The sequence below is a fragment of the Neorhizobium sp. P1_A6 genome (genome assembly GCF_056406795.1).
In genome coordinates this window covers 603,815-629,080 of sequence record NZ_JBFTZM010000001.1, presented here as the reverse complement: position 1 = coordinate 629,080, position 25,266 = coordinate 603,815, and the positions used below count along the sequence as shown (strand labels likewise).

Annotated in this window: 24 protein-coding genes; 10 read left to right on the top strand and 14 right to left on the bottom strand. The window is 61.0% G+C overall.

Annotated elements, in window-relative coordinates; all coding sequences use genetic code 11:
* Positions 1-368: 368 nt before the first annotated feature.
* From AC1D3C_RS02925 to AC1D3C_RS02870, 12 genes are all read right to left on the bottom strand, one after another.
* A complete protein-coding gene (locus AC1D3C_RS02925) occupies positions 369-1,259 on the bottom strand; it encodes a ribokinase (RefSeq protein ID WP_477481807.1) in 891 nt (296 codons plus the stop codon).
* A complete protein-coding gene (locus AC1D3C_RS02920; protein WP_041364133.1) occupies positions 1,256-2,131 on the bottom strand; it encodes a MurR/RpiR family transcriptional regulator in 876 nt (291 codons plus the stop codon). The genes AC1D3C_RS02925 and AC1D3C_RS02920 overlap by 4 nt, the downstream gene beginning before the upstream one ends.
* Entirely contained in the window at positions 2,128-3,102 is a 975-nt protein-coding gene (locus AC1D3C_RS02915; RefSeq protein ID WP_477481806.1) for an ABC transporter permease, read from the bottom strand. Before AC1D3C_RS02915 ends, AC1D3C_RS02920 begins: the two co-directional genes overlap by 4 nt.
* A gap of 17 nt (positions 3,103-3,119) precedes the next feature.
* Positions 3,120-4,646 (bottom strand): sugar ABC transporter ATP-binding protein, encoded by a 1,527-nt coding sequence (locus AC1D3C_RS02910; protein ID WP_477481996.1) that lies wholly within the window; start codon positions 4,644-4,646, stop codon positions 3,120-3,122.
* 63 nt (positions 4,647-4,709) lie between these two features.
* Positions 4,710-5,774, bottom strand: coding sequence for a sugar ABC transporter substrate-binding protein (locus AC1D3C_RS02905; protein WP_477481805.1), 1,065 nt, complete (start codon positions 5,772-5,774; stop codon positions 4,710-4,712).
* A gap of 92 nt (positions 5,775-5,866) precedes the next feature.
* The gene (locus tag AC1D3C_RS02900; RefSeq protein ID WP_477481804.1) at positions 5,867-6,847 is read right to left on the bottom strand and encodes a sugar phosphate isomerase/epimerase family protein; all 981 of its coding nucleotides are present in this window, start codon (positions 6,845-6,847) and stop codon (positions 5,867-5,869) included.
* Between the two features lie 243 nt (positions 6,848-7,090).
* The gene (rbsK, locus tag AC1D3C_RS02895) at positions 7,091-8,011 is read right to left on the bottom strand and encodes a ribokinase (protein ID WP_477481803.1); all 921 of its coding nucleotides are present in this window, start codon (positions 8,009-8,011) and stop codon (positions 7,091-7,093) included.
* 10 nt (positions 8,012-8,021) lie between these two features.
* Positions 8,022-8,477: an RbsD/FucU family protein gene (locus tag AC1D3C_RS02890; RefSeq protein ID WP_247033879.1), complete on the bottom strand. Its 456-nt coding sequence runs from the start codon at positions 8,475-8,477 to the stop codon at positions 8,022-8,024.
* Between the two features lie 20 nt (positions 8,478-8,497).
* The gene (locus AC1D3C_RS02885; protein WP_477481802.1) at positions 8,498-9,421 is read right to left on the bottom strand and encodes a carbohydrate ABC transporter permease; all 924 of its coding nucleotides are present in this window, start codon (positions 9,419-9,421) and stop codon (positions 8,498-8,500) included.
* A gap of 10 nt (positions 9,422-9,431) precedes the next feature.
* Positions 9,432-10,541 (bottom strand): carbohydrate ABC transporter permease, encoded by a 1,110-nt coding sequence (locus tag AC1D3C_RS02880; protein ID WP_477481801.1) that lies wholly within the window; start codon positions 10,539-10,541, stop codon positions 9,432-9,434.
* 110 nt (positions 10,542-10,651) lie between these two features.
* Positions 10,652-12,313: an ABC transporter substrate-binding protein gene (locus AC1D3C_RS02875; protein ID WP_477481800.1), complete on the bottom strand. Its 1,662-nt coding sequence runs from the start codon at positions 12,311-12,313 to the stop codon at positions 10,652-10,654.
* Between the two features lie 76 nt (positions 12,314-12,389).
* Positions 12,390-13,451 (bottom strand): ABC transporter ATP-binding protein, encoded by a 1,062-nt coding sequence (locus AC1D3C_RS02870; protein WP_477481799.1) that lies wholly within the window; start codon positions 13,449-13,451, stop codon positions 12,390-12,392.
* Between the two features lie 364 nt (positions 13,452-13,815).
* Between AC1D3C_RS02870 and AC1D3C_RS02865 the strand changes: the two genes are divergently transcribed.
* The 3 genes from AC1D3C_RS02865 to AC1D3C_RS02855 all read left to right on the top strand — a co-directional run bounded on the left by AC1D3C_RS02865 (position 13,816) and on the right by AC1D3C_RS02855 (position 15,027).
* Entirely contained in the window at positions 13,816-14,256 is a 441-nt protein-coding gene (locus AC1D3C_RS02865; RefSeq protein WP_477481798.1) for an RbsD/FucU family protein, read from the top strand.
* Between the two features lie 85 nt (positions 14,257-14,341).
* A complete protein-coding gene (locus AC1D3C_RS02860; protein ID WP_040124185.1) occupies positions 14,342-14,608 on the top strand; it encodes a type II toxin-antitoxin system Phd/YefM family antitoxin in 267 nt (88 codons plus the stop codon).
* Positions 14,605-15,027: a PIN domain-containing protein gene (locus tag AC1D3C_RS02855; RefSeq protein WP_477481797.1), complete on the top strand. Its 423-nt coding sequence runs from the start codon at positions 14,605-14,607 to the stop codon at positions 15,025-15,027. Before AC1D3C_RS02860 ends, AC1D3C_RS02855 begins: the two co-directional genes overlap by 4 nt.
* A 223-nt stretch (positions 15,028-15,250) precedes the next feature.
* Here AC1D3C_RS02855 and AC1D3C_RS02850 read toward each other — a convergent pair whose 3' ends face one another.
* Positions 15,251-15,973, bottom strand: coding sequence for a ribonuclease activity regulator RraA (locus tag AC1D3C_RS02850; protein WP_477481796.1), 723 nt, complete (start codon positions 15,971-15,973; stop codon positions 15,251-15,253).
* Positions 15,974-16,045: 72 nt separating this feature from the next.
* On the bottom strand, positions 16,046-17,056 hold the full coding sequence (locus AC1D3C_RS02845) for an IclR family transcriptional regulator (RefSeq protein WP_477481795.1): 1,011 nt from the start codon (positions 17,054-17,056) through the stop codon (positions 16,046-16,048).
* Between AC1D3C_RS02845 and AC1D3C_RS02840 the strand changes: the two genes are divergently transcribed.
* The 7 genes from AC1D3C_RS02840 to adh all read left to right on the top strand — a co-directional run bounded on the left by AC1D3C_RS02840 (position 17,043) and on the right by adh (position 25,262).
* Positions 17,043-18,563 (top strand): ABC transporter substrate-binding protein, encoded by a 1,521-nt coding sequence (locus tag AC1D3C_RS02840; RefSeq protein WP_477481794.1) that lies wholly within the window; start codon positions 17,043-17,045, stop codon positions 18,561-18,563. The genes AC1D3C_RS02845 and AC1D3C_RS02840 overlap by 14 nt on opposite strands.
* 41 nt (positions 18,564-18,604) lie before the next feature.
* Positions 18,605-19,525, top strand: a complete 921-nt coding sequence (locus AC1D3C_RS02835; RefSeq protein WP_041364102.1) for an ABC transporter permease — start codon at positions 18,605-18,607, stop codon at positions 19,523-19,525.
* The gene (locus AC1D3C_RS02830; RefSeq protein WP_105428065.1) at positions 19,522-20,439 is read left to right on the top strand and encodes an ABC transporter permease; all 918 of its coding nucleotides are present in this window, start codon (positions 19,522-19,524) and stop codon (positions 20,437-20,439) included. The genes AC1D3C_RS02835 and AC1D3C_RS02830 overlap by 4 nt, the downstream gene beginning before the upstream one ends.
* Entirely contained in the window at positions 20,439-21,410 is a 972-nt protein-coding gene (locus AC1D3C_RS02825; protein ID WP_477481793.1) for an ABC transporter ATP-binding protein, read from the top strand. The genes AC1D3C_RS02830 and AC1D3C_RS02825 overlap by 1 nt, the downstream gene beginning before the upstream one ends.
* Complete coding sequence (locus tag AC1D3C_RS02820; protein ID WP_477481792.1) at positions 21,407-22,405, top strand: ABC transporter ATP-binding protein; 999 nt, start codon at positions 21,407-21,409, stop codon at positions 22,403-22,405. Before AC1D3C_RS02825 ends, AC1D3C_RS02820 begins: the two co-directional genes overlap by 4 nt.
* Positions 22,406-22,754: 349 nt before the next feature.
* The gene (locus AC1D3C_RS02815) at positions 22,755-23,612 is read left to right on the top strand and encodes a helix-turn-helix domain-containing protein (RefSeq protein ID WP_477481791.1); all 858 of its coding nucleotides are present in this window, start codon (positions 22,755-22,757) and stop codon (positions 23,610-23,612) included.
* Positions 23,613-23,750: 138 nt separating this feature from the next.
* Complete coding sequence (gene adh, locus AC1D3C_RS02810) at positions 23,751-25,262, top strand: aldehyde dehydrogenase (RefSeq protein WP_477481995.1); 1,512 nt, start codon at positions 23,751-23,753, stop codon at positions 25,260-25,262.
* Positions 25,263-25,266 lie beyond the last annotated feature (4 nt).

Below are 25,266 nucleotides of genomic sequence, written 5' to 3'. Positions count from 1 at the left end.
ACCCGATCGATAACAACCGCTCCCGGATTGCGGGGCATGGCTGCCCCTCCGGCGAATGCGGTTCCAGCGATGATAAAGCCTCCTCCCGGAGAACGCGGCAACCTGCCTGCGCCCCTCTCAGCCGCCTCCCACAAACGGCTTGTACCCAGACAGTAGGAGTGAAAAGCGGTTAGCTCAATTTAGAAGATTGGGAATATGCGTTAGATTTTCTAAGCATTCCTAGCTCAGGTCGCGTACCAGCTGACCAACACCGGCGGCCATGTGTTTCTTGGGATTACCGGCGCAAAGCGTCGCTTGAAGCAGTGGGCGATCATCGAGCCGTACGACAGGCAAGCTTGAACGGTGCCGGAGGCTTTTACCTGCTAACCTTACCCAAGACGGTCCGCTTCAGGGGTGCCAACCAGTTTTGCCGCGTCCATGTTCGCCTTTCGAAGCGCGTCGTTCATCGTTTTGCCAGACGCGATTTCCGCCGCAAGGACGCCGATAAATTCGTCTCCCGCCCCATGCGTGCTTTCAACGTTCACCCTCACAGCCGCAATGACGATCTCCTTTCCATCGCGGTTCGCGTAGGCGACACCCGAACCTCCAGCGGTGACGACAACCTCGGGAAAGAGCCGCACAAGTTTCCGTGCGGCCTCAAGGGCGCCGTCGAGTGTTTCAACGACCGGGACGCCGGCCAGCATTTCGGCCTCGATGGCATTGACGACGATGATATCGATGAGGGGTTGCAGCTCGTTCGACAGAACGCGTGCCGGGGCTGCATTGATCAACACGCACCCGCCTGCCTGCTTGACGGCCCTTGCCGCCGCAACGTTGGCGGCATCGGGAATCTCATTTTGCAGAACGAGAATTGTTGTCCGGCTGAGCAGATCGCGAGCCGCCAGGACATCATGGTCGCCAAGCGTCAGGTTGCTGCCCGACACGATAACCGCACCATAGTCGCCCTCGTCGTCGAAAATAGCGACACTCATGCCGGTCGATTGCGAGACGTCGCGCCGAACGAATGTGTGATCGACATTCCGACGGTCGAGATTCGAGATGAGAAATCGCCCGAAGTCGTCATCGGCGACGGCCCCGATCATGGAGGTCGCAATCCCTGTACGCGCAGCCGAAACCGCCTGATTGCCACCCTTGCCGCCGCTTTTCGGATGCCAGGACGTCCCCGTTATTGTCTCGCCCTTGCGGGGCCGAGCCGGGCCGAAAACGGCGATATCGTAGTGAAGGCTGCCGAAAACGGTGACAACGGGCGAAGGTGTCATAGAAGTCGATCTTTTCGTTTGGACGTTACGGCGGACATGGTGCGTTCAAGATTGCGTTCGGCTGCCTGATAGTCACGTTGGGCGACGGCGACGAAGATGGCATCGAGAATATTGAGCTGGGCGATGCGTGCCGCAGCATTTTCGCCCATCAGCGGCGACCCTTGTGCGGTAGAACACAGAACCACATCGGCGGACTGGGCGAGCGCCGAAGAACCGTAATTGGTGATGGCAATGGTGCGCGCGCCGTTCCTGCGCGCGAGCTGGATCGCCTCGATCACCGCGATCGTGTTGCCGGAATGGGAAAAGCCGATGGCGATATCGCCCTCCGCCAGCAGCGAGGCCGACATCAGCATCATGTGCGAATCGTCGAACACGCTGGCGCGCACGCCGATCCGCAGGAACTTGTGGGCCACGTCGCGGGCAATCTGCGCCGAGCCGCCGACGCCGTAGAAATCCCGCGTTGCTGCCTTGTGGATCAGATCCGCCGCCCGGTCGAATGCTGCCATGTCGAGAATGGCAAGCGTTTCCTCGAGCGCGTGGATCGAAGTTCGAAACACCTTCTGGACGATTTCGAGCGAGGTATCGTCCACGGACAGTTCCTGGTGCATCTCCGCCGTCGGCTGCCGGTTGTACTGGCTAACGGCAGAGCGGAAGTCGCGAAAGCCGGAGAAGCCGAGCTTCTTGGTTATCTTGACCACCATGGCTTCGGAAACGCCGGCGTTCTCCGCGATCTGCTTGAGCGACGTCTCGTCGCTGAAATCCCGCATGGCGAAAACGGTATCGACGACCTTTGCTTCGAGCGGCGTCAAGAGCGGCATCATCATGCGGATGCGTGGTCCCACGGCCTTCATGTCGAAGCTTTCACCGTTCATCCCCGTCCCCTTGTCGCGCGATCGATTATCATTGCGGCGAGGATTATAAGGCCGGTGGCGAGCAGTTGATAGAAGGCTTGGACATTCATCAGGGTCAAACCGTTGCGCATCGCCCCAAGGATGATCGCGCCGAGTATCGTGCCGAGAATGCTTCCCTTGCCGCCCATCAGGGAAGCGCCGCCGATGGCCGCAGCCGCAATTGCGTCGAGTTCCCATAGATTGCCGAGGATAGGCTCGGCAGCTCCCAGGCGCCCGATCAGGATCAGCGAAGCCAGCGCTGCCAGCCCGCCCGAAATGACATAGGCCGTGATCTTGGTGCGCGCAATCGGAACGCCGGCCACGTAGGCTGCCTCTTCATTGCCACCGACAGCCATCAGATATTCGCCGATCGGTGTCTTCTTGAGCAGGATCCAGGCGGCAATCGCCACGACAGCGACGATAATGACCGGCGTCGGAACGCCGAAGAGATTGCCGTTGAAGAGCGAGCGGAAGCCCGAGGGAATGCCGAGGACGGGATTGCCGCCGGTATAGATGAGCGCGATGGCCCGGTAGGTACTGAGCGTGCCGAGCGTGACGATGAACGGCTGCAGGCCGACATAGGCGACGAGCGCGCCGTTGATGAAGCCGCAGACGATGCCCACGCCGAGACCCGCGAGGATCGCCAGGGGTATCGGCGTGCCGGCGAGCAGCAGGGTCGCGGTGATGACGGCGGAGATCGCGGCCATCGGGCCGACCGACAGATCGATGCCTCCCGAAATGATCACCAGCGTCATCCCAAGCGCCAGGCACGCATTGATGCTCGACTGCTGAAGAATGTTGACGAGGTTTCGCTCGGACAGGAATCCCGGGACGAGTGCGGCGAATACCGCCATGATGACGATGAGGCCGATCAGCGTTCCCGCGTCGCGCAGCGAAAACGAGAAGCGGCGGAAGGCCGATGTTGACTCTACGGCGTTCGACGAACTGGTCATTGTATGTCCTATCTGGTTCACGCGGTCTGGGCGGCACGTGTGTCCGCCGCACCGGCATTCGCCCCCGGAATGGCGTGCGCAACGATCGCGCTTTCTGTCAGCTGGTCGCGCGGAATACCGGCAGCGACCCGACCTTCCCGCATGACCAGCACGCGATCGGAGAGCCGGATAATCTCAGGCAATTCCGAGGACACGACGATGATCGAATGGCCTTCGCGGGCGAGATCCTCGATCAGGTGATAGATCTCGGACTTGGCGCCGACATCGATGCCGCGGGTGGGCTCGTCGAACAGCAGGATCTGCGATTTGGCCGCCAGCCATCGGGCGATGATCGCCTTCTGCTGGTTGCCTCCGCTGAATAGCCGGATCGGCCGATCCAGTTGGAACGGTCTCAGGTTGACGCGCTTCAACAAATCCTGCGCGGTCGCACGAAGCTTGCCCGTGCTGATCATGCCGCCCGCGGAAAAGCTGGAGAGCGAAGCGAGCGCCACATTGGTGCTCACGGGACGCAGAGGAATGATCCCTTCCCGCTTGCGTTCTTCCGGCACAAGACCGATGCCGGCTGCAATCGCCTCGCGTGGCGTGGCGAAGCGCACTGCCTTGCCGTCGATGGCGATCGATCCGGCGCTCAGGCGGTCGACGCCGGCCAAAAGCCGCAGCAGTTCCGTTCGGCCTGAGCCCACGAGCCCGGCAATGCCGAGCACTTCGCCCTTGAGTAGCGTGAAGGACACATCGCGGATCTTCGTTGCCGACGAGAGGTTCTTCGCCTCGAGCTTGACCGTATCGGTCACGAAGGAATTGTGTTCCTCCTGCATCAATTGACGACCGACCATCATCGCGATGACGTCCTTTTCCGACGCAGTCTTCAGATCGACCTTGCCGACTAGCTTGCCGTCGCGCATGACGCTGGCGCGTTGGCAGATGCGGAAAACCTCGTCCATCTTGTGGGAGACATAGATGATTGAGACACCTCTCGCCGAGAGGCTGGCGATCACCTCCGCCAGGCGGTCGAACTCGGTCGGCGTCAAGCTGGAGGTCGGCTCGTCCATGGCGACGACCCTCGCGTTGTCCAGCAGCGCACGGCCGATCTCGACAATCTGGCGCTGCGCCACCTTAAGGGAGGAGATTGGAGCGGCAGGATCGATACTCCTGTCGATCATCGATAGCGCTTCAGCGGCGCGCGCCTCCTGCTGGCGGCGTGAGACGAACAGGCCCCCCATGCGGGTCAGCGAGTGACCGAGGAACATATTCTGGGCGACACTCAGATGCGGCACCTGCTGCAGTTCCTGGTGAATCATGGCGATGCCGGCTCCGCGGGCATCCATCGGCTTCTTGAAGGCAACGCCCTGGCCATCGATCAAGACCGTTCCCGAGGTCGGGCGAAACACCCCGGAGAGTATCCGCAGAAGGGTGGATTTGCCGGCGCCGTTTTCACCAAGGAGCCCGTGGATTTCGCCGGGTGCAACGTCGAACGACACGTCGGTGAGGGCGTTCACACCGGGAAAGCTCTTGGAGATCGTCTCGAATCTCAGTCGGGGGATCATCATTCCACCTCGCTCACTAAACCCGGATGCCGGCCTTGACGGCCGGCATCCATTCGACGTTCGTTACTTGGCCGCCTTGGCATCTTCCATCAGCACCGCGCGGACATCGACGTTCGCACCCTGGTAGCGGCTGAGATTGTCGGCGGTGATGAGGGCCTGCGGCGTGGCGACGACGCGGGGCAGCTTCTGGCCGGCGACAAGGCGCAGCGCGGTTTCGAGCGCGACTTCGCCTGTCAAGACCGGAAAGCTGTCGACGGTGCCGGTCAGTTCACCTGCCTTGATCGAGGAATAGGCATCGGAAATTCCGTCGGTGCCGAATACTGCGACCTTGCCGGCAAGGCCGGCGGCCTTGACGGCTTCCACGATGCCGAGCGCCATGCCGTCGTTGTTGGCATAGAAGCCGACGAGATCTGGATGCTGGTTGAGAATGTTGGTAGCGGCATCGTAGGACGTCTGACGGTCCCAGTTTCCGGGAACGCTGGCGACGACCTTGAACTTGCCGCCTTCGCTGATGGTCGACTTGAAGCCGTCGGTGCGCTGGACGGCAGCGTAGACACCGGCCTGACCTTCGACAATCGCCACCTTGCCGCCCTGGGGACGGTTTTTAATGAACCACTTGGCGACGCGGACGCCATTGTCGCGCTGGACGTTACCGACATAGTGCTCGGCCTGGGGGATGACCGCGTCGTTGACGTTGACGACCGGAATCTTGGCGGCCTTGGCCTGTTCGATCACCGGCTGCAGGTTGGCGTCCGTCTGCGGCGAGACCAGCAGGACGTTATAGCCTTGCGTGATCATACCTTCGGCGATCGTCAGTTGGCCGAGCTGGTCGCCCTCGCTCTGGGCAGCTTGATAGACGACGGGCACGTGGACCTTCTTGCCGAGGGACACATAGCCTTCGCCGAGCGACCGCCAGTATTCGTTGGTCAGGGTCTTTGAGACGGCTCCGGCCTTCGTGCCCTCGGGCAGTTTGGGAAATGGGCCGAGCTTGGCTTCAAGCTCCGACCAGTCCATGCGATTCTTTTCGGTATCGGAATTCAGCGGCGCGAGATCCTGCGCGACGGCTGCGCTGAACAGGAAGCTGGCGGCGACGCCGGCAGCAAGGGTCGTCTTCATAAAGATCTTCATCGGTTCCTCCCGGATGGTGTCGATCGGCACGCCTTCGGCGTGCCTTGGGTTCAAGGTTCTTAAGGTTTCAAGAATTTCAGCGTTCGGGCGGCTCAGCCGAGCATCAGCTCCTGGACAACGGCCTGCGCAGATACGGCATCCTGTCGGTCAATCGCCCCGGAAAGGCGGTTGTCCTGCTCGAGGCGATCCACCACCGTCAGCATCCGCTTGACGGTCTGGATGTTTACCTCGCATTCGTGGACCGGATCGAGACCGGTCATATCGGGAAACGTGTCGAAATAGATCGCGCCGTCATAGCCGTCCTTACGGATCTGACGCAGAAGCTCGATCGTCTGCTGGGCATGCACCGCGCCGACCATCAGGCCGTCGTCGCGCTTGGCATAGCCGTCGTTGAGATGAACGCCGAGAAGCCGACTGTATCGGGCGATGAGAGCGGCGGCAAAGGCCGGCTGCTCATCGGCATAGAGCACGTGGGCGAAATCCAGCGTCACGCCCAGATTGGGCATATCGACGTCCTTGATCGCAAGAAGCGTGGTCGCGCAATCGGGCATCAGGCTGTAGGAGCGTGGCTCGTTCGGTTTGTATTCGATGCTGATGCGGCAGTCGGGATCATGGGCGCAAACTTCACGAATTCCATCTACTTCGTGTTGCCACAACATATGATAGTTCGCCTGAAAGGCATAATCGAAACCATCCTGCCCGAGCCAGAGCGTCATCAAGTTGCTGCCGGCGGCGCGAGCCGCGTCGATGCCTTTCTTCGTCAAGTCGATCGCCTCGCGGCGAACCGCCGGATCGGGGTTGGTGAAGGCGCCAATTTTGAAAGCCGGATTGGTATAATAACGCATGGCGAAGCCGTTGATCGCCAGGCCGAGATCGCCGATCATACCTGCCAGAAGCGACGGATCGTCGGCAACATGGTCGGGGTAGTTGAGATCGAGATCCGTCAGGCCATCGACCTTGGCGGCGCGCGTCGCCATCTGCATCATTGTCGGCTTGCCCGAAAGATCAGGCCATTCGGCCTTCGGCTTCGAGGCAAAGGAATTCAGTCGGGTGGCAAATCTCGGTTCTGGCACGGGTCTGGCTCACTTCAATCACTACAATTACAACTTCACAAGATTATTATTATTTGTAAAGTTATAATTGTTGTGCGGCGCACCAATTCGTATGACGGACGCTCCAGAGACCTGTTTTCGGCCTTTTCCCGTGATGTACGAACGCACGCGTAGGCGGCCAGCCGGGATCGGCAGCCATGGCTGGACGAACCTCGAAACCGGCCCCGAAAAGTTTCAGTCGGCTGCGCCGGCAGGACTTCGGCGTCAGCCCGCCATCACCGCCTCGATCTCGGCAAGCGTGGGCATTGCGGGGGCCGTCCCGCGTCTTGTGACGGCGATGCCGGCGGTGGCGCAGCCGAAGCGGACGGCATCGAGCGGTGCCGCGCCCCGCGCAAGCGCTGCAGCAAAACCGCCGACGAAAGCATCGCCGGCACCGGTCGTATCAATGACCGGGCCGCAGGAGACGGCGGGCACATGAGTGGATTGCCCTGCACTGTGGAACAAGACGCCCTGCCCGCCGAGCGTGATGACCGCCGTACCGACACCATGCGACAAAAGCACATCGCCCGCGCGCTTTGCATCCTCCAGGGTTTCGAGCGGAAATCCGACCAACGCTGCGGCTTCTGTCTCGTTGGGGACGATATAGTCGCAGAGCCCGTAGATCTCCGCTGGAAAGACGCCCGCGGGTGCGGGGTTGAAGATCGTGGTGACACCGGCCTGCCTTGCGATTTCGAGCGCCCGATGGGCCGCCGGTGCGGGCTGTTCTAGCTGGGTGATGAACACGGCGGATAGCTCGATGGTACCCCGCGCTGCCTCGACATCCTCGACGTCGATCGTGCCGGCCGCCCCGGCATAAACGATGATCGCGTTGTCGCCGGTACGGTCGTTGACATAGATGAAGGCAGCGCCGGTCGGATGGTCGTCCATGACGGTCAGCTTCGCCGTCACACCGGCCTGCTCGTAGGTCTTGAGCGCCAGATCACCGAATGTGTCGCGGCCGATCTTCGAGATGAAGGACACGTCGGCCCCTGCCCGCGCGGCAGCCACCGCCTGATTGGATCCCTTGCCGCCCGGCCCGACGGAAAAGCCGCTGCCGGCGATGGTCTCACCCAGGGCTGGCATGCGCGGCGCGAGATAGGCCGTGTCGGCGACGAAAATGCCGAGAATGGAAATTCCGGTTCCCATGCCGAAAACCTCACACGCCTGCAGGCGGGATGACGCCCTTGGTGAACAGGAAGCAGCCATAGAAGCGCGTTTCGCCGGTCGAGATCACGCAATAGGCCTTCTTGGCCAGATCGTAGAAAGCGAAGCGCTCGATACCGTACATGGGCGAAGGCCTGCCTTCCGCCCGGTCGATCTCCGCCTGCACCTCGCCTTGCACGGTCGGAATTTCGCCCGGCGCGCCCATGACTTCCATGCGACCGGCAGAATTCTGGAGCGGCGTGTCGAGCGGCAGCACCGAGAGAATGGCACGGATCGCGTCACGAGCCGAGAGATTGGCAATGCTGAGCGGCCGGCCGACGACCGTCTGTCGGGCGACGCTGTCGCTCGGGAAGTTGGTGTCGGAGACGACCAGCGTGTCGCCATGCCCCATGGAGCGAAGCGCGTGCAGCACGTCGGCGTTCAGCGCCGGATGAATATTCTTGAGCAAAATGTCCTCCTCAATACGATTTATTTGACGGCGCCCGCCGTCAGCCCCTTGACGATATAGCGCTCCAGAAAGATTCCGACGAGGACCAGCGGCATGATCGCGGCCGTGGCGATGGCGGCCATCGACCACCAGTTGATCCCCTGCGACCCCGTCTGGCTGGCCACCATCACCGGCAGTGTCTTGGCATTCGAACTCGTCAGCAGCGCAGCAAAGAAATATTCGTTCCAGCACAGAATGACCGAAAGGATGAAAGCTGCCACCATGCCGGGCAGCGCGATCGGCAGAACGATCCGCAGATAAGCGCCCCAGATCGAGCAGCCATCCACCAATGCCGCCTGTTCCAGCTCAACCGGAATCGTGTCGAACTGGTCGCGCATGATCCAGATCACGATTGGCAGTACCATGAGCGTATAGACGAGGATCAGACCGATCAGTGTATCGAGCAGCAGCAGGTTTTTGTAGAGAACCAGGAACGGCATGGCGAGCACGACCGGCGGCAGGATCAACTGCGACAGGAAGAAGAAGGAAATGTCCTTGTTCGCCATCCAAAGGAACTTGTAGGTGAACCGGCTGAGCCCGTAGGCCGCCAGCGACCCAATGAGCACCGCCAGGAACGAGGCCCCGGCGGACGCCACGATGCTGTTGAAAAACCGGCGGAGGAACTCATCCCGCACGGTTGATGGCGCAAGGATCGTATCCGGCGAGAGGCCGAGCGAACGCCAGCCTCTCCAATCCGGCGTGAAGTCCACGAACGGTATCAGGTGCCCCTGCGTGACGTTGACCGCTGTCTTGAACGACGTCGTGATCGTCCAGTAGATCGGAAAGAGCGAGACGAAGGCCCAGAAGACCAAAGCTGCATAGATCAGCAGGCTGGTGGTCAGGAATTGCGGGCGCCGCGACCAAAGACTTCCCGGCTTATCGGATGTTTCAGCGGTGATCGCCATGGGCTTCGCCTCAATTTTCACGTTGCATCCATCGGCTCGCCCCTTTGAGGATGAGCGCGACGAAGATGATGATGATGACGAGATAGAATTCCGCAAGCATGGTCCCGTAGCCGACATTGGAACGGTCACGATATTCCCGGAAGATGAAGCTCGACACGGTATCCGTCGCCCCGCCCGGTCCGCCGGCGGTGACGTTGATGACGATATCGGCGAGCTTCAGCTGAAAGATAATGCGCAGGATGATCGCTGTCATACTGACCGGAAGCATCAGCGGAAAGGTAATCTCCTTGAAACTCTGCCAGCCGGACGCACCGTCGACTTTTGCCGCCTCCTTGATTTCGGAAGGAAGTGCCTGAAGGCCGGCAAGCAGCAGGATCATCATGAACGGAATCGATACCCAGGCGTCCATCGCCATGATCGCGGTGCGTGCAAGCCAGGGCGTCGAGAAAAAGGCCGGGTTGTCCCAGCCGAGATGGCGCGCAAGCGTCGCGGCCGGACCGAACCGGTACTCCATCAGCGACTTGCCGATCATCCAGCTGACCGCCACCGGGCTCAGCATCAGCGGCAGGAGAAAGGCGACACGGAAGAATTTTCGGGCCTTGATCTCGGTGTTGAGCAAGAGCGCCAGCCCGAAGGCGATGGCATATTGAACGAGTACGGAGAGAACGTAGTAGACCATGTTCAGGAGCGCGTTCCAGAAATACGCGTCCGCAAATAGCGCCCGTAGATTGTCCAACCCGTTGAAGCGTCGGCCGGCCGCCGCGCTCAGATTCCAATCCGTGAAGGCGATATAAAGCCCGAAGACGGTCGGGAAAACCACCATGGCGACGGTGAAGAGGATGGCTGGAAGGACGAAAACGGCGCGCTGGCCTGCCTCTCCGCGGATCATCACCTGGCTCGCACACAAGGCCACCGCCCAGAAGATATAGGCAAACAGCAGCGATCGCCAGCTGACAAGCCCGAGCGCCGTAACCCCGCCCGCCTCGAGGATCTGAAGAACGAGGACGGCGAATAACAAGATGCTCGCGGCAACGATCAAAAACCGGCCGCGCCGGGCGGCGGTGAGCTGGACCGTCGTCCGCTCCACGGGGCTGATGGCTGGCGTAACCGTATGCGACATAGGCAAGACCCTTGGGGCAGAAGGCGAGCTGAAGCGGGCAGAGGCTCAGGCGCCACGACTCTGCGCCGCCTGAGATCATTGAGGAGACAGCCGAAACTGCCCCGCGGGTGTCAGGCCCCGAGCGAGGCCTTGTAGAGCGCGAGCTGCTTGTCGCGGCCAAGCTGATCAGTGATCTTTTCCCATGCCGCAGCAATCGCATCGGCACCGGCCTGAGCGGTCGCCCGTCCGGCGAATACTTTGGCCAGTTCGTCTTCCGCGACGCTGTAATACTGGAAGATGCCCGGAATGCGCGGCTCGATTGCAGCGTTCGGGTGGTTGTAGGAATTCGACTGCGAAGCGAGATAGCCTGAGATGAACGCCTCGTCGTAACCGGCCGACACCCATTCCTTGATGTTGAACTGGCTTTTACGATAGCACTGGAAGCCGGATGGATAGGCGGCCGTCCAGAGCGCCAGGTCCTTGCCGCCAAGATGGGCGGCCGCACTCCATGCCGCCCTCTTCTTTTTCTCGTCTCTATCGACCCGAGCCATCACATAGACGCCCCATCCGAGATAGGCCATGTTCGGCGCATGGTTCGGTCCGCTTGCGAGCTTTTCCCATTTGCCGGTCTTGGTGTTGTAGACATCATCCGATCCCGGAAGAATATCGAAGCCGATGGTCTCCCCGACGACGGAGCTGTCGCTGGTGCGCGCGCTTGCGCCCACATCCCCCCACCAGGAGACCATGGAACCGGTGCCGGCCAGAAATTGCTGGAAGGCTGTCGTGCCCGGGTCGGCATTGAGCTGGTCGCCCGCTTCCGATGGTAGGGCGTCGATGATGTCCTGGATCGCGCGGACCCATGCCGGGTTGTTGATCCGCGGCTTCATCGTATCGGTGTCGAATAGCCAGGCCTTGTCATTGGGATGCTTGGCATAGGCGGTGGCGCGGCTGCCGAGGAAGTAGAAGCCGAAACCGCCCCAAGCCTTGGGCGCGTCGAGATAGCCGACCGATTCCATGCCGCCGACGGTCTTGCCCTTGAGGAACTTGGTGACCTCCTGAACCTTCTGCCAGGTCTTTGGAACTCCCCACTCACCCTGGTGGCCTTCGTCCTTCCAGGCTTTCGCGAGGCCGGCATCGGTGAAGTAGTCGGTGCGGTAGTTGAAGTTGTGGCAATCGCCATCGACCGAGACGCGGTAGGTCTTGCCGTCCCAGGTGCCGACCGGCGCCTTGAGGTAGTCGACATAGTCGTCCATGTCGATCTGGGCCTTGACCCAGTCCGGCATCTCCGACGCCAGCCCCTTGCCGCAGACATCGCCCTCGAACGGCGCGCCCATTTCGAGCAGGTCGAAATCGACCGTACCCGTGGCGATCGCCTGCTGCAGGCGTGGACTGTAGTCGGCTTGCGCGAGGTCGATCCACGTGATCCTGGCGCCGGTATAGTCTTCCCAAGGCTTGAGGAAGCCCCGGAACAAGACGTTATGCAGGTTCTGGTTGTTCAGCCCCATGAAAGACAGCTGGACGCCAGCGAACTCGCCCTGTTTCACGCTCTTCTTCGTCGCTTCCAGGCACATCCCACCGACCTTCTGCCAATCGGCGTCGGTTGGAGACCCTTTGCCGACGCCCGGCACCTGCAGGATCTGGCTACGCAGCGACGCATCCTGCGCAAAGGCCGTTCCAGGCAAACCGAGCATGCCGCTCGTTGCAGCCACTGCACCGAGGCTTGCACTCGTCTTCAGAATGGCGCGCCGGCTGAGGCCGATCGCCATCATTCTCTCGAAATCACTGACTTTCATGTGGGTCTCCTCCCTTTGATAGAACGCCACCGTTCGTGGCTGCCGGCGCCCCCTCCTCGAAGCGCCGGCCAAACTCTCAGTCGAGCCTTAGTCCGCTCTCGGCATCGAACAGATGGACGAGGGTCGCGTTCGGCGTCATCGCGATCACGTGGTCCGAGGGTTCCTCGATGCGGTCGCGAAAAACACCGATGATCTTCTGCTGCCCGAGCTTTGCAAAGACCTGCGTTTCCGATCCGGTCGATTCCACGACCGTCACGTGGGCGCTGACCGCGCCGCCGAGCGTGAAATGCTCCGGCCGGATGCCGTAAAAAGCCGGCCGCCCGTCCGAGCCCGCAGGTGCGCGGTCGAGCGGCAGTCGAATGCCCTCATCGGCCTCGAAGAACGGCTCCGCGGCGGCGCGGATATGCCCCTTGATCAGGTTCATCGACGGGGAGCCGATGAAACCGGCAACGAAGGTGTTTGCCGGCGTATCGTAGAGCGTCCGCGGCGAACCGATCTGCTCGACGCGCCCGTCGCGCAGCACCACGATCCGGTCGGCCATGGTCATGGCCTCCACCTGATCGTGCGTCACATAGATCATGGTCGTCGCCAGCCGCCGCTGCAGTTCCTTGATCTCGGCGCGCATCTGTACGCGCAGCTTGGCGTCGAGGTTGGAGAGCGGCTCATCGAACAGGAACACCTTGGGATCGCGCACGATCGCCCTTCCCATCGCCACACGCTGGCGCTGGCCCCCGGAAAGCTGGCGAGGATAACGCGCAAGATACGGCATTAGGTCGAGTATCTCGGCAGCCTTGCGCACGCGCTCGTCAATATCCGCCCTGGTCTCGCCGCGCATCTTCAGGGCGAAACCCATGTTCTCGGCCACCGTTTTATGCGGATAGAGCGCATAGCTCTGAAATACCATGGCGATATCGCGGTCCTTCGGCGGCAGGTCGTTGACCACCTTGCCGTCGATGCGAATGTCTCCGAAAGTTATCGGCTCGAGACCGGCGACCATGCGCAGCAGTGTCGATTTTCCGCAACCGGACGGCCCCACCAGGACGACGAATTCGCCGTCGGGAATTTCGACGGAAACCCCATGGATCACCGTCAGGCTTCCATAGGCCTTTCCGACATTGACGATATTCATCGATGCCAAAAGCTGTCCTCCTCCTGCGGCGGCGCGCACTCCTCGCGCCGCTTGATCGATCTTCCTGGAGGGCGGCGACAGGTAAAGCCGTCAGCTAGACCTGTCGCCATCCGGCTTATCCTGGGAAGACCTCATCCGCCCCGTAGACTTCACATAGAGGCAAAATATTGTAAAGTCTCTCGGTCGAGATTTCTTTGGTGTCTGCCAGCGCATTGTCTCAGGGACCCAGTCGAGCCTTAAAAAGCCCTAATTCGCCTTTGTTTCGAGGGATTGCGGAGAAAAAAATTAACAGAGGACAGCGTCGTAATCACGAACATTACAGACTTGCTTTAACTGGTAAAGAATTAGCCTCATCCAAAGGGAGAATAACGAGGTGCTGAGGGGAATCGATCCGGTGTTAAATGCTGAACTGATGCATGCTTTGATGCTGATGGGGCACGGCGACCAACTGGTCTTGTGCGACATCAACCATCCCGCACAGACAATCGCCCGACATACAACCTACAGCCGTCTCATCGACGTTTCCGGCTGCGGCCTCGAGCGTCTTGCGGAAGCTGTTCTGAAACTCTTTCCTCTTGATACCTTCGTCGACGCACCGGTGAAACGGATGCAAGTTGTCGGTGACGTCGCTGGTCAGGCGCCAATCTTCGCGACAATACAGAAGGTCATAGATCAAGCTGAAGGACGACCCGTCCAAATGGAGGCATTGGAGCGTTTCACATTTCATGAAGAAGCAAAAAAATCGTTTGCGATCGTAAGAACCTCCGATCCAGGCCCCTATGGATGCTTCATTTTCAGCAAAGGCGTTATCTAGTTTTCAGCGAACGAATTGGGCGAGGCTTGCGCTCAAGCCCATCGTCTCATATAGTCATGATGGTCATTATAGTCAGGAGCGAGCAATGCGGCCATCAGCACACGATGATAGGATCTGGACGGTCGCCGGCGCCAAAGCAAAACTCTCCGAGGTCATCGAGCGAGCACAATCAGCGCCCCAGACAATCACGCGGAACGGAAAACCAAGCGTGGTTGTCGTTTCGGCGGAAGAATGGCAGCGGAAAATAGCACGCAAAGGATCACTTGCAGAATTCCTCATGGACTCGCCGCTCCGCGGTGCCGGCTTGGATCTGGATCGTGAACGCGATGAGCCACGTGACCTGCCGCTGTGAGACTGCTCATCGACACCAACGTTCTGTCTGAAGTAACAAAGCCCCGTCCCGACGCACGCGTTTTAGAGTGGCTTGGCGGACTCGACGAAGACCGCGCCTATATCAGCATCATATCAATCGCAGAAATCCGCCGAGGCGTCGCTTTGATGGACAGCGGGCGAAAACGCGACACTCTGGCGGAATGGCTTTCGCATGACCTGCCGCAGCGTTTCGAGGGGCGGGTGATTCCGGTGGAAGAGCCTGTCGCCCTATCATGGGGCGATCTCATGGCATTTGCCAAGCAGAGTGGCCGCGGACTGGCTTCAATGGACGGATTAATCGCCGCCACCGCGATAGCACACCATCTCACCCTCGCGACGCGCAACACCAAAGATTTTGAAGGTTTCGGTATTGATATGATCAATCCATGGAACGGCTAGGAAGGCCACGTCGGCGCAAAACGGGCTCCTGATCGGCGAACTGTTATCAGTGCCCGCAGCCCCCGCGTCAATCTCGCTCGAGGCTTGACGGCTTACACCGCAAGCTGACGGGACTCTGGCTCATGACGGCGAGATGGCCGCAAAATCTTTCAGCTGCAGTTAACCTGACATCAGCGCTCGGCAAGTTACCGGACTGAACCAACCGGACTGGCAATTGTAGGCGTCAAACGGCGTCAACGCGAGCCCTACGCCAAACCTCGAACCGGTCGAGGGTTTCCCTGTTCGGTGGATATACGCCAAGTGTCGATTTGCCAGACTCGATCTCCAGCTTCAGGAACTCCTCCTGCTCCTCCATTGCAACGGCTTCGTCAGCGATCTCGTTCACATATTCCCGAGGGATGACGATGACAGCCTCGGTGTCGCCGAAGATGATATCGTCGGGATAAACCGCAACACCGCCGCAGGCGATCGGCTGGTTCATATCGGAAGCGTGGTGGGCAACCAGATTGGCCGGAGCCGCAGGGCCCATGCAATAGGTCGGGAGCCCGAGCTGGCCGATATCGGCCGTATCGCGAACGCCGCCATCCAGCACAAGGCCAGCGCATCCGCGGTAGACAAGGCGCCGAGCCAGCATCGCGCCAATCCCGGCAATCTCCGCCAGCTCGCGGCAATCGAACACGAGAACGTGCCCCTCGGGCATCGTGTCGATCGCCTTGCGCTGCTGATTGGACGGATCGGAACTGTAGGTCGAGCCGTCGATGTCTTCCCGGGCGGGAATGTAGCGAACGGTGACCGCCGGGCCGATCATCGGCTTGTCGGCGGCGGCCAGCGGTCGCACGCCGCGAACCGCGGTGTTCCTGAGCCCACGTTTCAGCAGCAAGCTACTCAGGGTCGCCGAATTTGTCCGCAAAAGCTTTGCGTAAACCAATGGGTCCAAAGCCGTCATGATAACCTCCGTTTGCCCGGCTGCGAGGTCTAGCATAACGACACGATAGTTCAATAAAGAATTTTTAGTCTCTTATTTGGACATTGGATGAATGCCGTTGATAGCCATCATCACCATGGCAGCGGCGTCGAGGACCTCGCGCTTGATTGATCGAGCGCGCTCCGGCGTCGCCTCGCCGATGAACGGCACGCTGACGGTGGCGACCAGGCGACTTGCAGAATCGAATATGGGAGCGGCGAAAGCTCGCAGACCGAGATTGGATTCCTGATTGTCTTCCGCACTTCCGCTGCGGCGAATTTCAGCGAGCGCTTCCTTCAACGTCTCAGGATCGGTGATCGTATACGGCGTCCGGGCCTCCAGCCCGCCGGCGCAGTAGACCTCGATCTCGTTGTAGTCGGAATAGGCCAGAGCAAGCTTGCCGGCCGCACCGACATGCTTGCGCGAACGGCCGCCGACCTTGATGAACAGGGCGTAGTCGCCAGGGCTGGAAGCCGCAAATATCGTCATCATTTCATTAGCTTCGGGTGCCGCCAGCCTGAAGGATTCGTAGATTCTGTCAGCCGCGGCTGCCAGGATCGGCCTCGCCGCCTCGATCAGCGTCACCCTATCCGCACCGGGCGAAATACGCCGCGCAAGCTGCACGAATTTCGGCCCCAGCTCGTAGGAAGCCCCGCCATTCACCCGAGCCACAAGCCCATGTGCGGTCAGCGAATTGAGGATGCGATACACGGTCGAACGAGGCACTCCGAGCTGATCGACCAATGCGCCGAGCGAAATACCGGTCCTCGCATCGGCGACCGCCTCCAGTAGATGCGCCGTCTTTTCCACCACCGGAGACCCATGCTTTGGTTCAATCATGAACTTCAAATTCCATATGCGGATTACTTGCCTTGACTTCTTGAGATCGAACGAGCATGTTGGCGTCGCAAGTGTCATATTTGACACTACGTACTTGCAGGAGGAAGTAAAGTCATTTGAGCGCGGCTGTCCCCCGCGGACCCGGATGACTTTGAGGAAGAGATCACCGAAGCGCCGTATGCGGTTCGATTGGATTTGGAGGAGGGCTCTCATGAAGAAGATCACGGCTATCCATGCGTTGAGCGTGGGGCTTGCAATGTCGTTGGCGGCAAGCGCCGCAATTCCCGCTCGCGCGGCCCCGGACAAGCTGACGGTCGTGGTGACGGATGAGCCGAAATCGCTCGACCCCTGCGACACGGACCTCTCGGGCAATTCACGCATTCTGCACAACAACATCACCGAGGCGCTCGTCAATCTCAGCCCCAAGGATGGTTCTGTCGTCCCGAGCCTCGCCACCAGCTGGCGGCAGGTCGATAGCCTGACCTGGGAGTTCAAGCTGCGCCAAGGCGTGACCTTCCATGACGGCAAGGCGTTCGATGCCAATGCGGTCATCGCGGCTCTGAAGCGGGCCCAGGATCCGGCGCTCGCCTGCGAAGTGGGACAAGCCACGCTCAAGGGCATCAAACTCAATGCAGAAGCCGTGAACCCGACGACCCTCCTCGTAAAGACGGACGTTGTCGAGCCAATCCTCCCGAACAAACTGTCCGCCCTGGACATCGGTTCGCCGGCAACCCCAAGCGACACCAAGACGCGCAACCCAGCTGGAACCGGACCTTACAAGCTGGTCGCGTGGACGCCCGGCCAGTCGGTCGGTCTCGTGGCCTATGAAGGCTATTGGGGCGACAAGCCTGCAATTCCCAAAGCGACGATCATCTGGCGCTCCGAGTCCGCAGTGCGGGCGGCGATGGTCGACACCGGCGAAGCGCAGATCGCCTATGAAATCGCACCCCAGGACGGCACCACCGGACAGGATCATGCTTTCCCAAACGCCGAAACCTCGCTGTTGAGGATCGATGCGCAGATTGCACCCCTCAACGACAAGCGCGTTCGCGAAGCACTCAACCTTGCGATCGACAGGGATGGCCTCATCGGAACGATCTTCCACAAGGACGCTCAAAAGGCGATGCAGGTCGTGCCACCGTCGGTCTTCGGCTTCAATCCTGACATTCCCGTTTGGAACTACGATCCGGAAAAGGCGAAGTCCCTGCTTGCGGCCGCCAAGGCGGATGGTGTGCCGGTCGAAAAGGAGATCGTCATCTACGGCCGCATCGGCATCTATCCGAACTCGTCCGAAAGCCTGGAGGCTATTCAGGCCATGTTGGCGGATGCCGGTTTCAATGCTCGGCTTGAAATGCTCGAGACAAGCCCGTGGCTGAAGCGGCTGCTGAAGCCGTGGAACAAGGATCGTCCGGCCTCGATCCTGCAGACGCAGATCGACAATGCCGAGGGCGATGCCGTGTTCACGCTGCCGAACCGCTTTACCACGGATGGCAACCAGTCGACCATCATGGACGCCGGTCTCGACAAGCTGATCGCCGATGCCTCGAAGGCGACCGGTGACGAGCGCAAGAAGCTGTTCCAGCAAGCCTTCAAGTACATCGCCGTCGATACGGTCAACATCGCCCCGCTCTTTCACATGGTCACGATCGCCCGTGTCGCCAAGAACGTGAACTATACGCCTGATGTGCAGGCCGGCAACGAGATCAAGCTGAAGTCGATCAGCTACCGTTGATCTGCCCGGCCGACGGCTTGTATGTCGCTTGAGGAGAGCGGATGTCCTTCACCTATTTCCTGAAACGTGCGGCCTTCGCGGCGCTCGCGCTTGCGGCGCTGATGACATCCGCCTTCTTCCTCGTGCGGTTGACGGGCGATCCCGTCAATCTCTACCTGCCGGTCGACGCTTCGGATGCGGCGCGCGAAGCCATGCGCATCCGCCTTGGGCTCGATCGCTCGCTCCTGGCCCAGTTCTTTGATTGGGCTTGGGATATTCTCAGCCTCGATTTCGGAATGTCTCTCTGGCACAATCGCCCGGCCATGGACGTGGTGCTGGAGGCGCTGCCGAACACGCTGGCACTTGGCGCCATCGCCTTGGCTCTGGCCTTCACCGCCGCGATCGTCATGGGATCCATTGCTGCCGTGAATGCCGGTGGCTGGATCGACCGGGGCGTCAATGTCCTGTCGCAGGCAGCCGCAAGCGTGCCGGATTTCTGGCTCGGCCTGATGGGCGTGCTTCTTTTTGCCGTTACCTTCCGCATTCTGCCGACGTCAGGCTTCGGCGGCCCGATTTACTGGGTGCTGCCCGTCGCCTGCCTGTTTGCCCGACCATTCGGAACGCTGGTGCAAATCGTCCGCGGCTCGATGATTGAAGCGCTGAATGCGACATTCGTCCGCACGGCGCGGGCCAAGGGTGCGCGTGACGGACGGGTCACCTTCGTGCACGCGCTCCGCAATGCTCTCCTGCCCGCGGTCACGGTGACCGGCGACCTTGCCGCCCAGTTCGCCGGCGGTGGCGGCGTCGTCGAGGTGGTCTTCGGGTTTCCCGGCATCGGCAAACTCCTGATCGACGGCATTCTGAAACGCGACTTCGCGATCGTCCAGGCATCGATCTTTGCCGTCGCGGTCGTGATCTTCGTCATCAATATCCTGGTCGACATGCTTTATGCCTCGATCGATCCGCGCGTGAGGGTCGAATGACAGACACGTCTGCCGAATTCCTCCCGGCCCGCGAGCGCCGCAGCCGCCGCATCCTCTGGCTCCTGCGTGCGCTCGCGGGTGACCCGATGGCGGTCGCCGCGGCAATCTGGCTGCTGATCGTCGTGCTCGCCATCTTCACCGATTCCCTGTCGCTCCTCGGCGACAATCGCATTTCGCTGAAGGCGCGCAACCTGCCGCCGTTCGACTTCGGCCAGTCCTGGACCTTGTGGCTGGGTGCCGACGCACTCGGACGGCCGCTCCTCGTCCGCCTCATCCAGGCGGCTTCGACGACGATCGGCATCGCCGTGGTGACCGTGCTGACAAGCCTGATCGGCGGAACGCTGCTGGGCGTGATCGCCGGGTATTTCGGCGGCATCGTTGGAAACGTCATCATGAGGATCTGCGATATCATTCTCGGTTTCCCGACCCTGCTGGTGGCACTCTTCGGCCTCTATCTGTTCGGTCCGAGCGTCAGCAATCTGGTGATCGTGCTCGCCGTCACCCGCATGCCGGCCTATATCCGCGTCGCGAGAGCCGAAACGCTGGAGGTCCGCGAACGACTTTTCGTCGATGCGGCGCGCGTCTTCGGTGGCGGACCGACCTGGATCCTGCGCACCCATATCCTCCCCAGCGTCGCACCCACCATGCTGACGCTCGCCTCGGTCAATCTCGCCATGGTCATGTTGTTCGAATCCGGCCTGAGCTATCTCGGCCTCGGCATCCAGCCGCCTTCGGTGAGCTGGGGCCTGATGGTCGCCCAGGGCCAGGGCTATCTGTCGTCCGCCTGGTGGCTCGGCTTTTTCCCCGGCCTCGCCGTCATGCTCACCACCATGTCCTTCAACCTTCTCGCCAACTGGTTCCGGATCGTCAACGATCCGTCGCAGCACTGGCGTCTTGTGAGCCGGAGGCGCTGATGGCCCTTCTCGAAGTCGAGGACCTGCAAGTCAGTTTTGATACGGCGTCCGGCCGCATATTAGCACTCAATGGCGTCTCCTTCTCGCTGGAACGCGGTGAAGTCCTGGCCCTTCTTGGCGAAAGCGGCTCCGGCAAGTCCGTGACGGCATCTGCCATCATGGACCTCGTTCCCAATCCTCCGGGCGCGATCGACCGGGGGTCGATCCGCTTCGACGGGGCGGAACTGTTGAAGCTTTCGCGCAACGAGCGGCGAGATCTCTGCGGCAACCGGATCGCCCTCATCTTTCAGGATGCGCTTGCGGCACTCAATCCCGTCTATCCCGTCGGCTGGCAGATCGCGGAGATGTACCGCATCCACGGCCGCCACCCCGAGGGCGGCGTCGACAAAGCCGTGATCGACCTTCTGACGGCAATCGGCATTCCCGATCCGGAGCGTCGGGCGAGGCAATATCCGCACGAATTTTCCGGCGGCATGCGCCAGCGCATCATGATCGCCATGGCCGTGGCACTCGAACCGGATATCATCATCGCCGACGAGCCAACGACGGCGCTCGACGTCACGATCCAGGCGCAGGTGGTTGATCTTTTGGCCACGATCCGCAAACGCAGCGATGCCGGAATGATCTTCATCACCCACGATCTGGGTGTGGTGGCCGAACTCGCGGACCGCGTGGCCGTCATGTATGCCGGCCGGATCGTCGAGACCGCAAATGTCTTCGAACTTTTCGAGGATGCGCGACATCCCTATAGCGTCGGCCTGCTCGCCTCGCAGCCGCGCGTGGATACCGATGAGGACGAACTGGTGCCGATCCCCGGCTCGGCGCCCAATCCCGTCGCCCTTCCTTCAGGCTGCGCGTTCAGGACGCGCTGTCCGCGTGCCGAAGGGCTCTGCGCCGAGGTCGTCCCTCCCCTTGAAACCGTGGGGCCGGGCCGCCAGGCCGCCTGCCATTTCCCGGTATTGACAGCATGAACCAGCCCCTCCTCAAAGTCGAAAACCTTTCCCGGCACTTCGGCAGCGGCGCGACGCCCGTGCGCGCAGTCGATGACGTCAGCTTCGAGATCGCCCGCGGAGAGACGCTCGGCCTTGTCGGCGAAAGCGGTTGCGGCAAGACTTCCCTGGTCAGGACACTCCTGAAGCTTGGACCAGCGACCAGCGGCAGCGCCGTTCTCGATGGCGTGGAAATCACCAAAGCGAGCGGAAGGGAGCTGCATGAATTGCGCCGCAAGATGCAGGTCGTCTTCCAGGACCCATACCAGTCACTTAATCCGCGCATGCGGGTCGACCGGCTGATCTCCGAACCGTGGGCGTTGCATCCGGGCGCCATGCCAAAGGCTCGCTGGCGGGAGGAGACGGTCAAGCTGCTTGAATCCGTGGGGCTGCGTGCGGAACATGCGGACCGCTATCCTTCGGAATTTTCAGGCGGCCAGCGGCAGCGGCTTGGAATCGCACGCGCCCTGACACTCAACCCGACGCTCCTCGTCTGCGACGAACCCGTCTCGGCCCTCGACGTCTCGGTTCAGGCACAGGTCGTCAATCTGCTCGCCAGGCTGAGGCGCGAGCGCAATCTAGCGATGCTTTTCGTCGCGCACGACCTTGCCGTCGTGCGGCACGTCGCGGACCGTGTGATGGTCATGTATCTCGGCAAGATCATTGAGACCGGGCCAAAGCAATCGATCTTCGGCGCGCCGGCACATCCCTATACGCAGGCGCTGATGTCGGCCGTTCCGACGCCGGACCCAAGACTTCGTGGTCATCGCAAGCGCATCGTGCTGCAAGGTGATCTTCCAAGCCCTGCCAATCCCCCGAGCGGGTGCCGATTTCGGACGCGTTGCTGGAAGGCCACTTCGATCTGCGCGGAACAGGAGCCCGGGCTGACGGCAAGGACGGCTGCCCCGGGATTGCTGACCGCCTGCCACCATGCAGAGGCCGCCTCGAATGCCATGCCGGCGTCTTCGAGGGGATAGGTTCCGGTGCGCTGCGGCTTCAGGTCGACGCTTTTCCTTCCAATCAGGTCGCCCGCCAGGCCGAATTCATCGTGGAAGCTGATGCTCACGCCTGGCCGCCTAACCAGCCATCCCAGCGGTGCACACTCGCGCTCTCGAGCCCGGACCGTCCAGGCTAGGTTACCCGTTTAACCTGAGACAGGGCTGCCGGCGGGATTCATATTGCCGCAGCCCAACGAGGTGGTAAGCTTATCGCCAGGGAGGACGTATCATCCGCGGCGAAACCGATCACGTGAACAGGGTTGCAAAGGTTATCGCGTCCGCATCGGACGCGGCGCGGAGTCCGCTTGCTGCTTCCTGGCGACGATCAATGGAACATCACCGGCTGGATCCGGCGGCCCGCCGACCGAACGATCGGGTCGAGGAGGCGGAACTCGACCACCGACGAGCTTGCCTGGATCGCTTCATGAGGGTTGCAACAGCAAGGCTTGACCATCTCTTTGGCCTGGTGGGTGCATCAGGGTGCGGTGTTCTTCTGACCGATTGCGATGGTGTGATCCTGGATCAGCGCTGCAAGGATTCCGATCTGACAGCCTTCCGGGAATGGGGCCTATGGCCCGGCGCGGACTGGAGCGAGGCCAGCGAAGGCACCAACGGAATAGGCACCTGCCTGACCGAGAAAAGAAGCGTCACTATCCACCGCGACGAACACTTCTTCGCCCGCAATACTGGGATGAGTTGCATGGATGCTCCGGTCTTCGGTGCCGATGGCGGCATCATCGCCGCGCTCGATGTGTCATCTGCCCGGGTCGACCAGACGGAAGGATTCAATCGGCTCATTTCGGCGATGGTGGCGCAGACCGCGCGGTCCATCGAGGCCGATTACTTCCGCGCTACATTTCCAAATTCTCGCATCGTGGTGGCACATACGGACGACAGCGAGATGTCGGTGCTTTTGGCTGTGGATGCCGACGATCTTGTCGTCGGGGCAACACGGGGCGCACGTCGGGTATTCAGATTGGAGCCCACGGGTTTGCTTAAACCCCGCCCTGCGTCGGACCTCTTCGGCGAGGGAGAGGAGTGCTTGGGGTTTGACGCCGCGGAACGAGCCGCCGTGATGCGTGCCCTTGCTCGTGCCGAGGGCAACGTGTCGGAGGCCGCTCGGCGATTGGGGATCGGTCGAGCAACCCTTTACCGGCGCATGAGACGGCTGCATATCGGCGAATAGCGCGCCCACCTGTCTCAGATTTGGGACGTTTTGGACCCCTGACCCTCTCCCCCAGGCTGACCAGCCGACCTTTCTGGCGCATCTAGATGTGATCGGGTGGAGGATCCGATCACACGGAGGAGTATTTCCATGAACATCATGACCAAGCCGGCGAGCATCTATGTCTCGCCCTTCAAGGACCGCTATGACAATTTCATCGGCGGCAAGTTCGTTCCCCCAGTCCACGGCCGATATTTCGACAACATCACCCCGATCACTGGCGCAAAGGTCTGCGAAGTTGCTCGATCGGACGGGGCCGACGTTGAGCTGGCGCTGGATGCGGCCCACGATGCCAAGGAGGCCTGGGGCCGGACCTCAGCAGGCGAACGCGCCAACATCCTCTTGAAGATCGCCGACCGGTTGGAAGACAATCTCCAGCTTCTGGCGCAGGCTGAGACGTGGGACAACGGCAAGCCGATCCGCGAAACCACCGCGGCAGATATCCCGCTTTCAGTCGACCACTTCCGCTATTTCGCTTCTGTGTTGCGTGCCCAGGAAGGCACCATGTCCGAAATCGACGCCGACACGGTCGCCTATCACTATCACGAGCCGCTGGGCGTCGTCGGGCAGATCATCCCGTGGAACTTTTCAATCCTGATGGCCGCCTGGAAGCTGGCCCCCGCACTTGCCGCCGGCAACTGCATTGTACTGAAGCCTGCCGAACAGACACCAGCGGCCATCATGGTGCTGATGGAACTGATCGCCGACCTCCTGCCGGACGGCGTCCTGAACATCGTCAACGGGATGGGACCCGAGGTGGGAGGCCCACTGGCCAGATCCCCCCGCATTGCAAAGATCGCCTTCACCGGCTCCACCGAGACCGGGCGCATCATCATGCAGGCGGCAACCGAAAACCTGATCCCGGTAACCCTGGAATTGGGCGGCAAGTCCCCGAACATCTTCTTCTCCGATGTGATGGCAGAGGATGACGCGTTCCTTGACAAGGCCGTCGAAGGGTTCGTCCTATTTGCCTTCAACCAGGGCGAGGTCTGCACTTGCCCCAGTCGTGCGCTTATCCAGGAAGACATCTACGAGGCGTTCATCGCACGCTGCATCGAGCGGGTGCGCGCGATCAAACAGGGTGACCCTCGCGACATGCAGACGATGGTGGGAGCACAGGCGAGCCAGGAACAGCAGAACAAGATCCTGTCCTATCTGACGATCGGGGTGGAAGAAGGGGCAGAGGTACTGATCGGAGGGGATGCCGCGCGCCTTGATGGGGACCTTTCCAGCGGCTTTTACGTTCAACCAACGATCCTGAAGGGCCACAACAAGATGCGGGTCTTCCAGGAAGAGATCTTCGGCCCAGTGGTTTCTGTCACGACGTTCAAGAATGAGGCGGAGGCGCTGCAAATCGCTAATGACACCATATACGGCCTTGGGGCCGGCGTGTGGAGCCGCGACGCCAACCGCTGCTACCGCTTCGGTCGCTCAATCCAGGCCGGCCGCGTCTGGATCAACAATTATCACGCTTACCCGGCCCACGCCGCGTTCGGTGGATACAAGCAGTCGGGCTTTGGGCGCGAGACGCACAAGATGATGCTCGACCACTATCAGCAGACCAAGAACATGCTGGTCAGCTACAACCCAAACAAACTTGGGTTCTTCTGAGCCG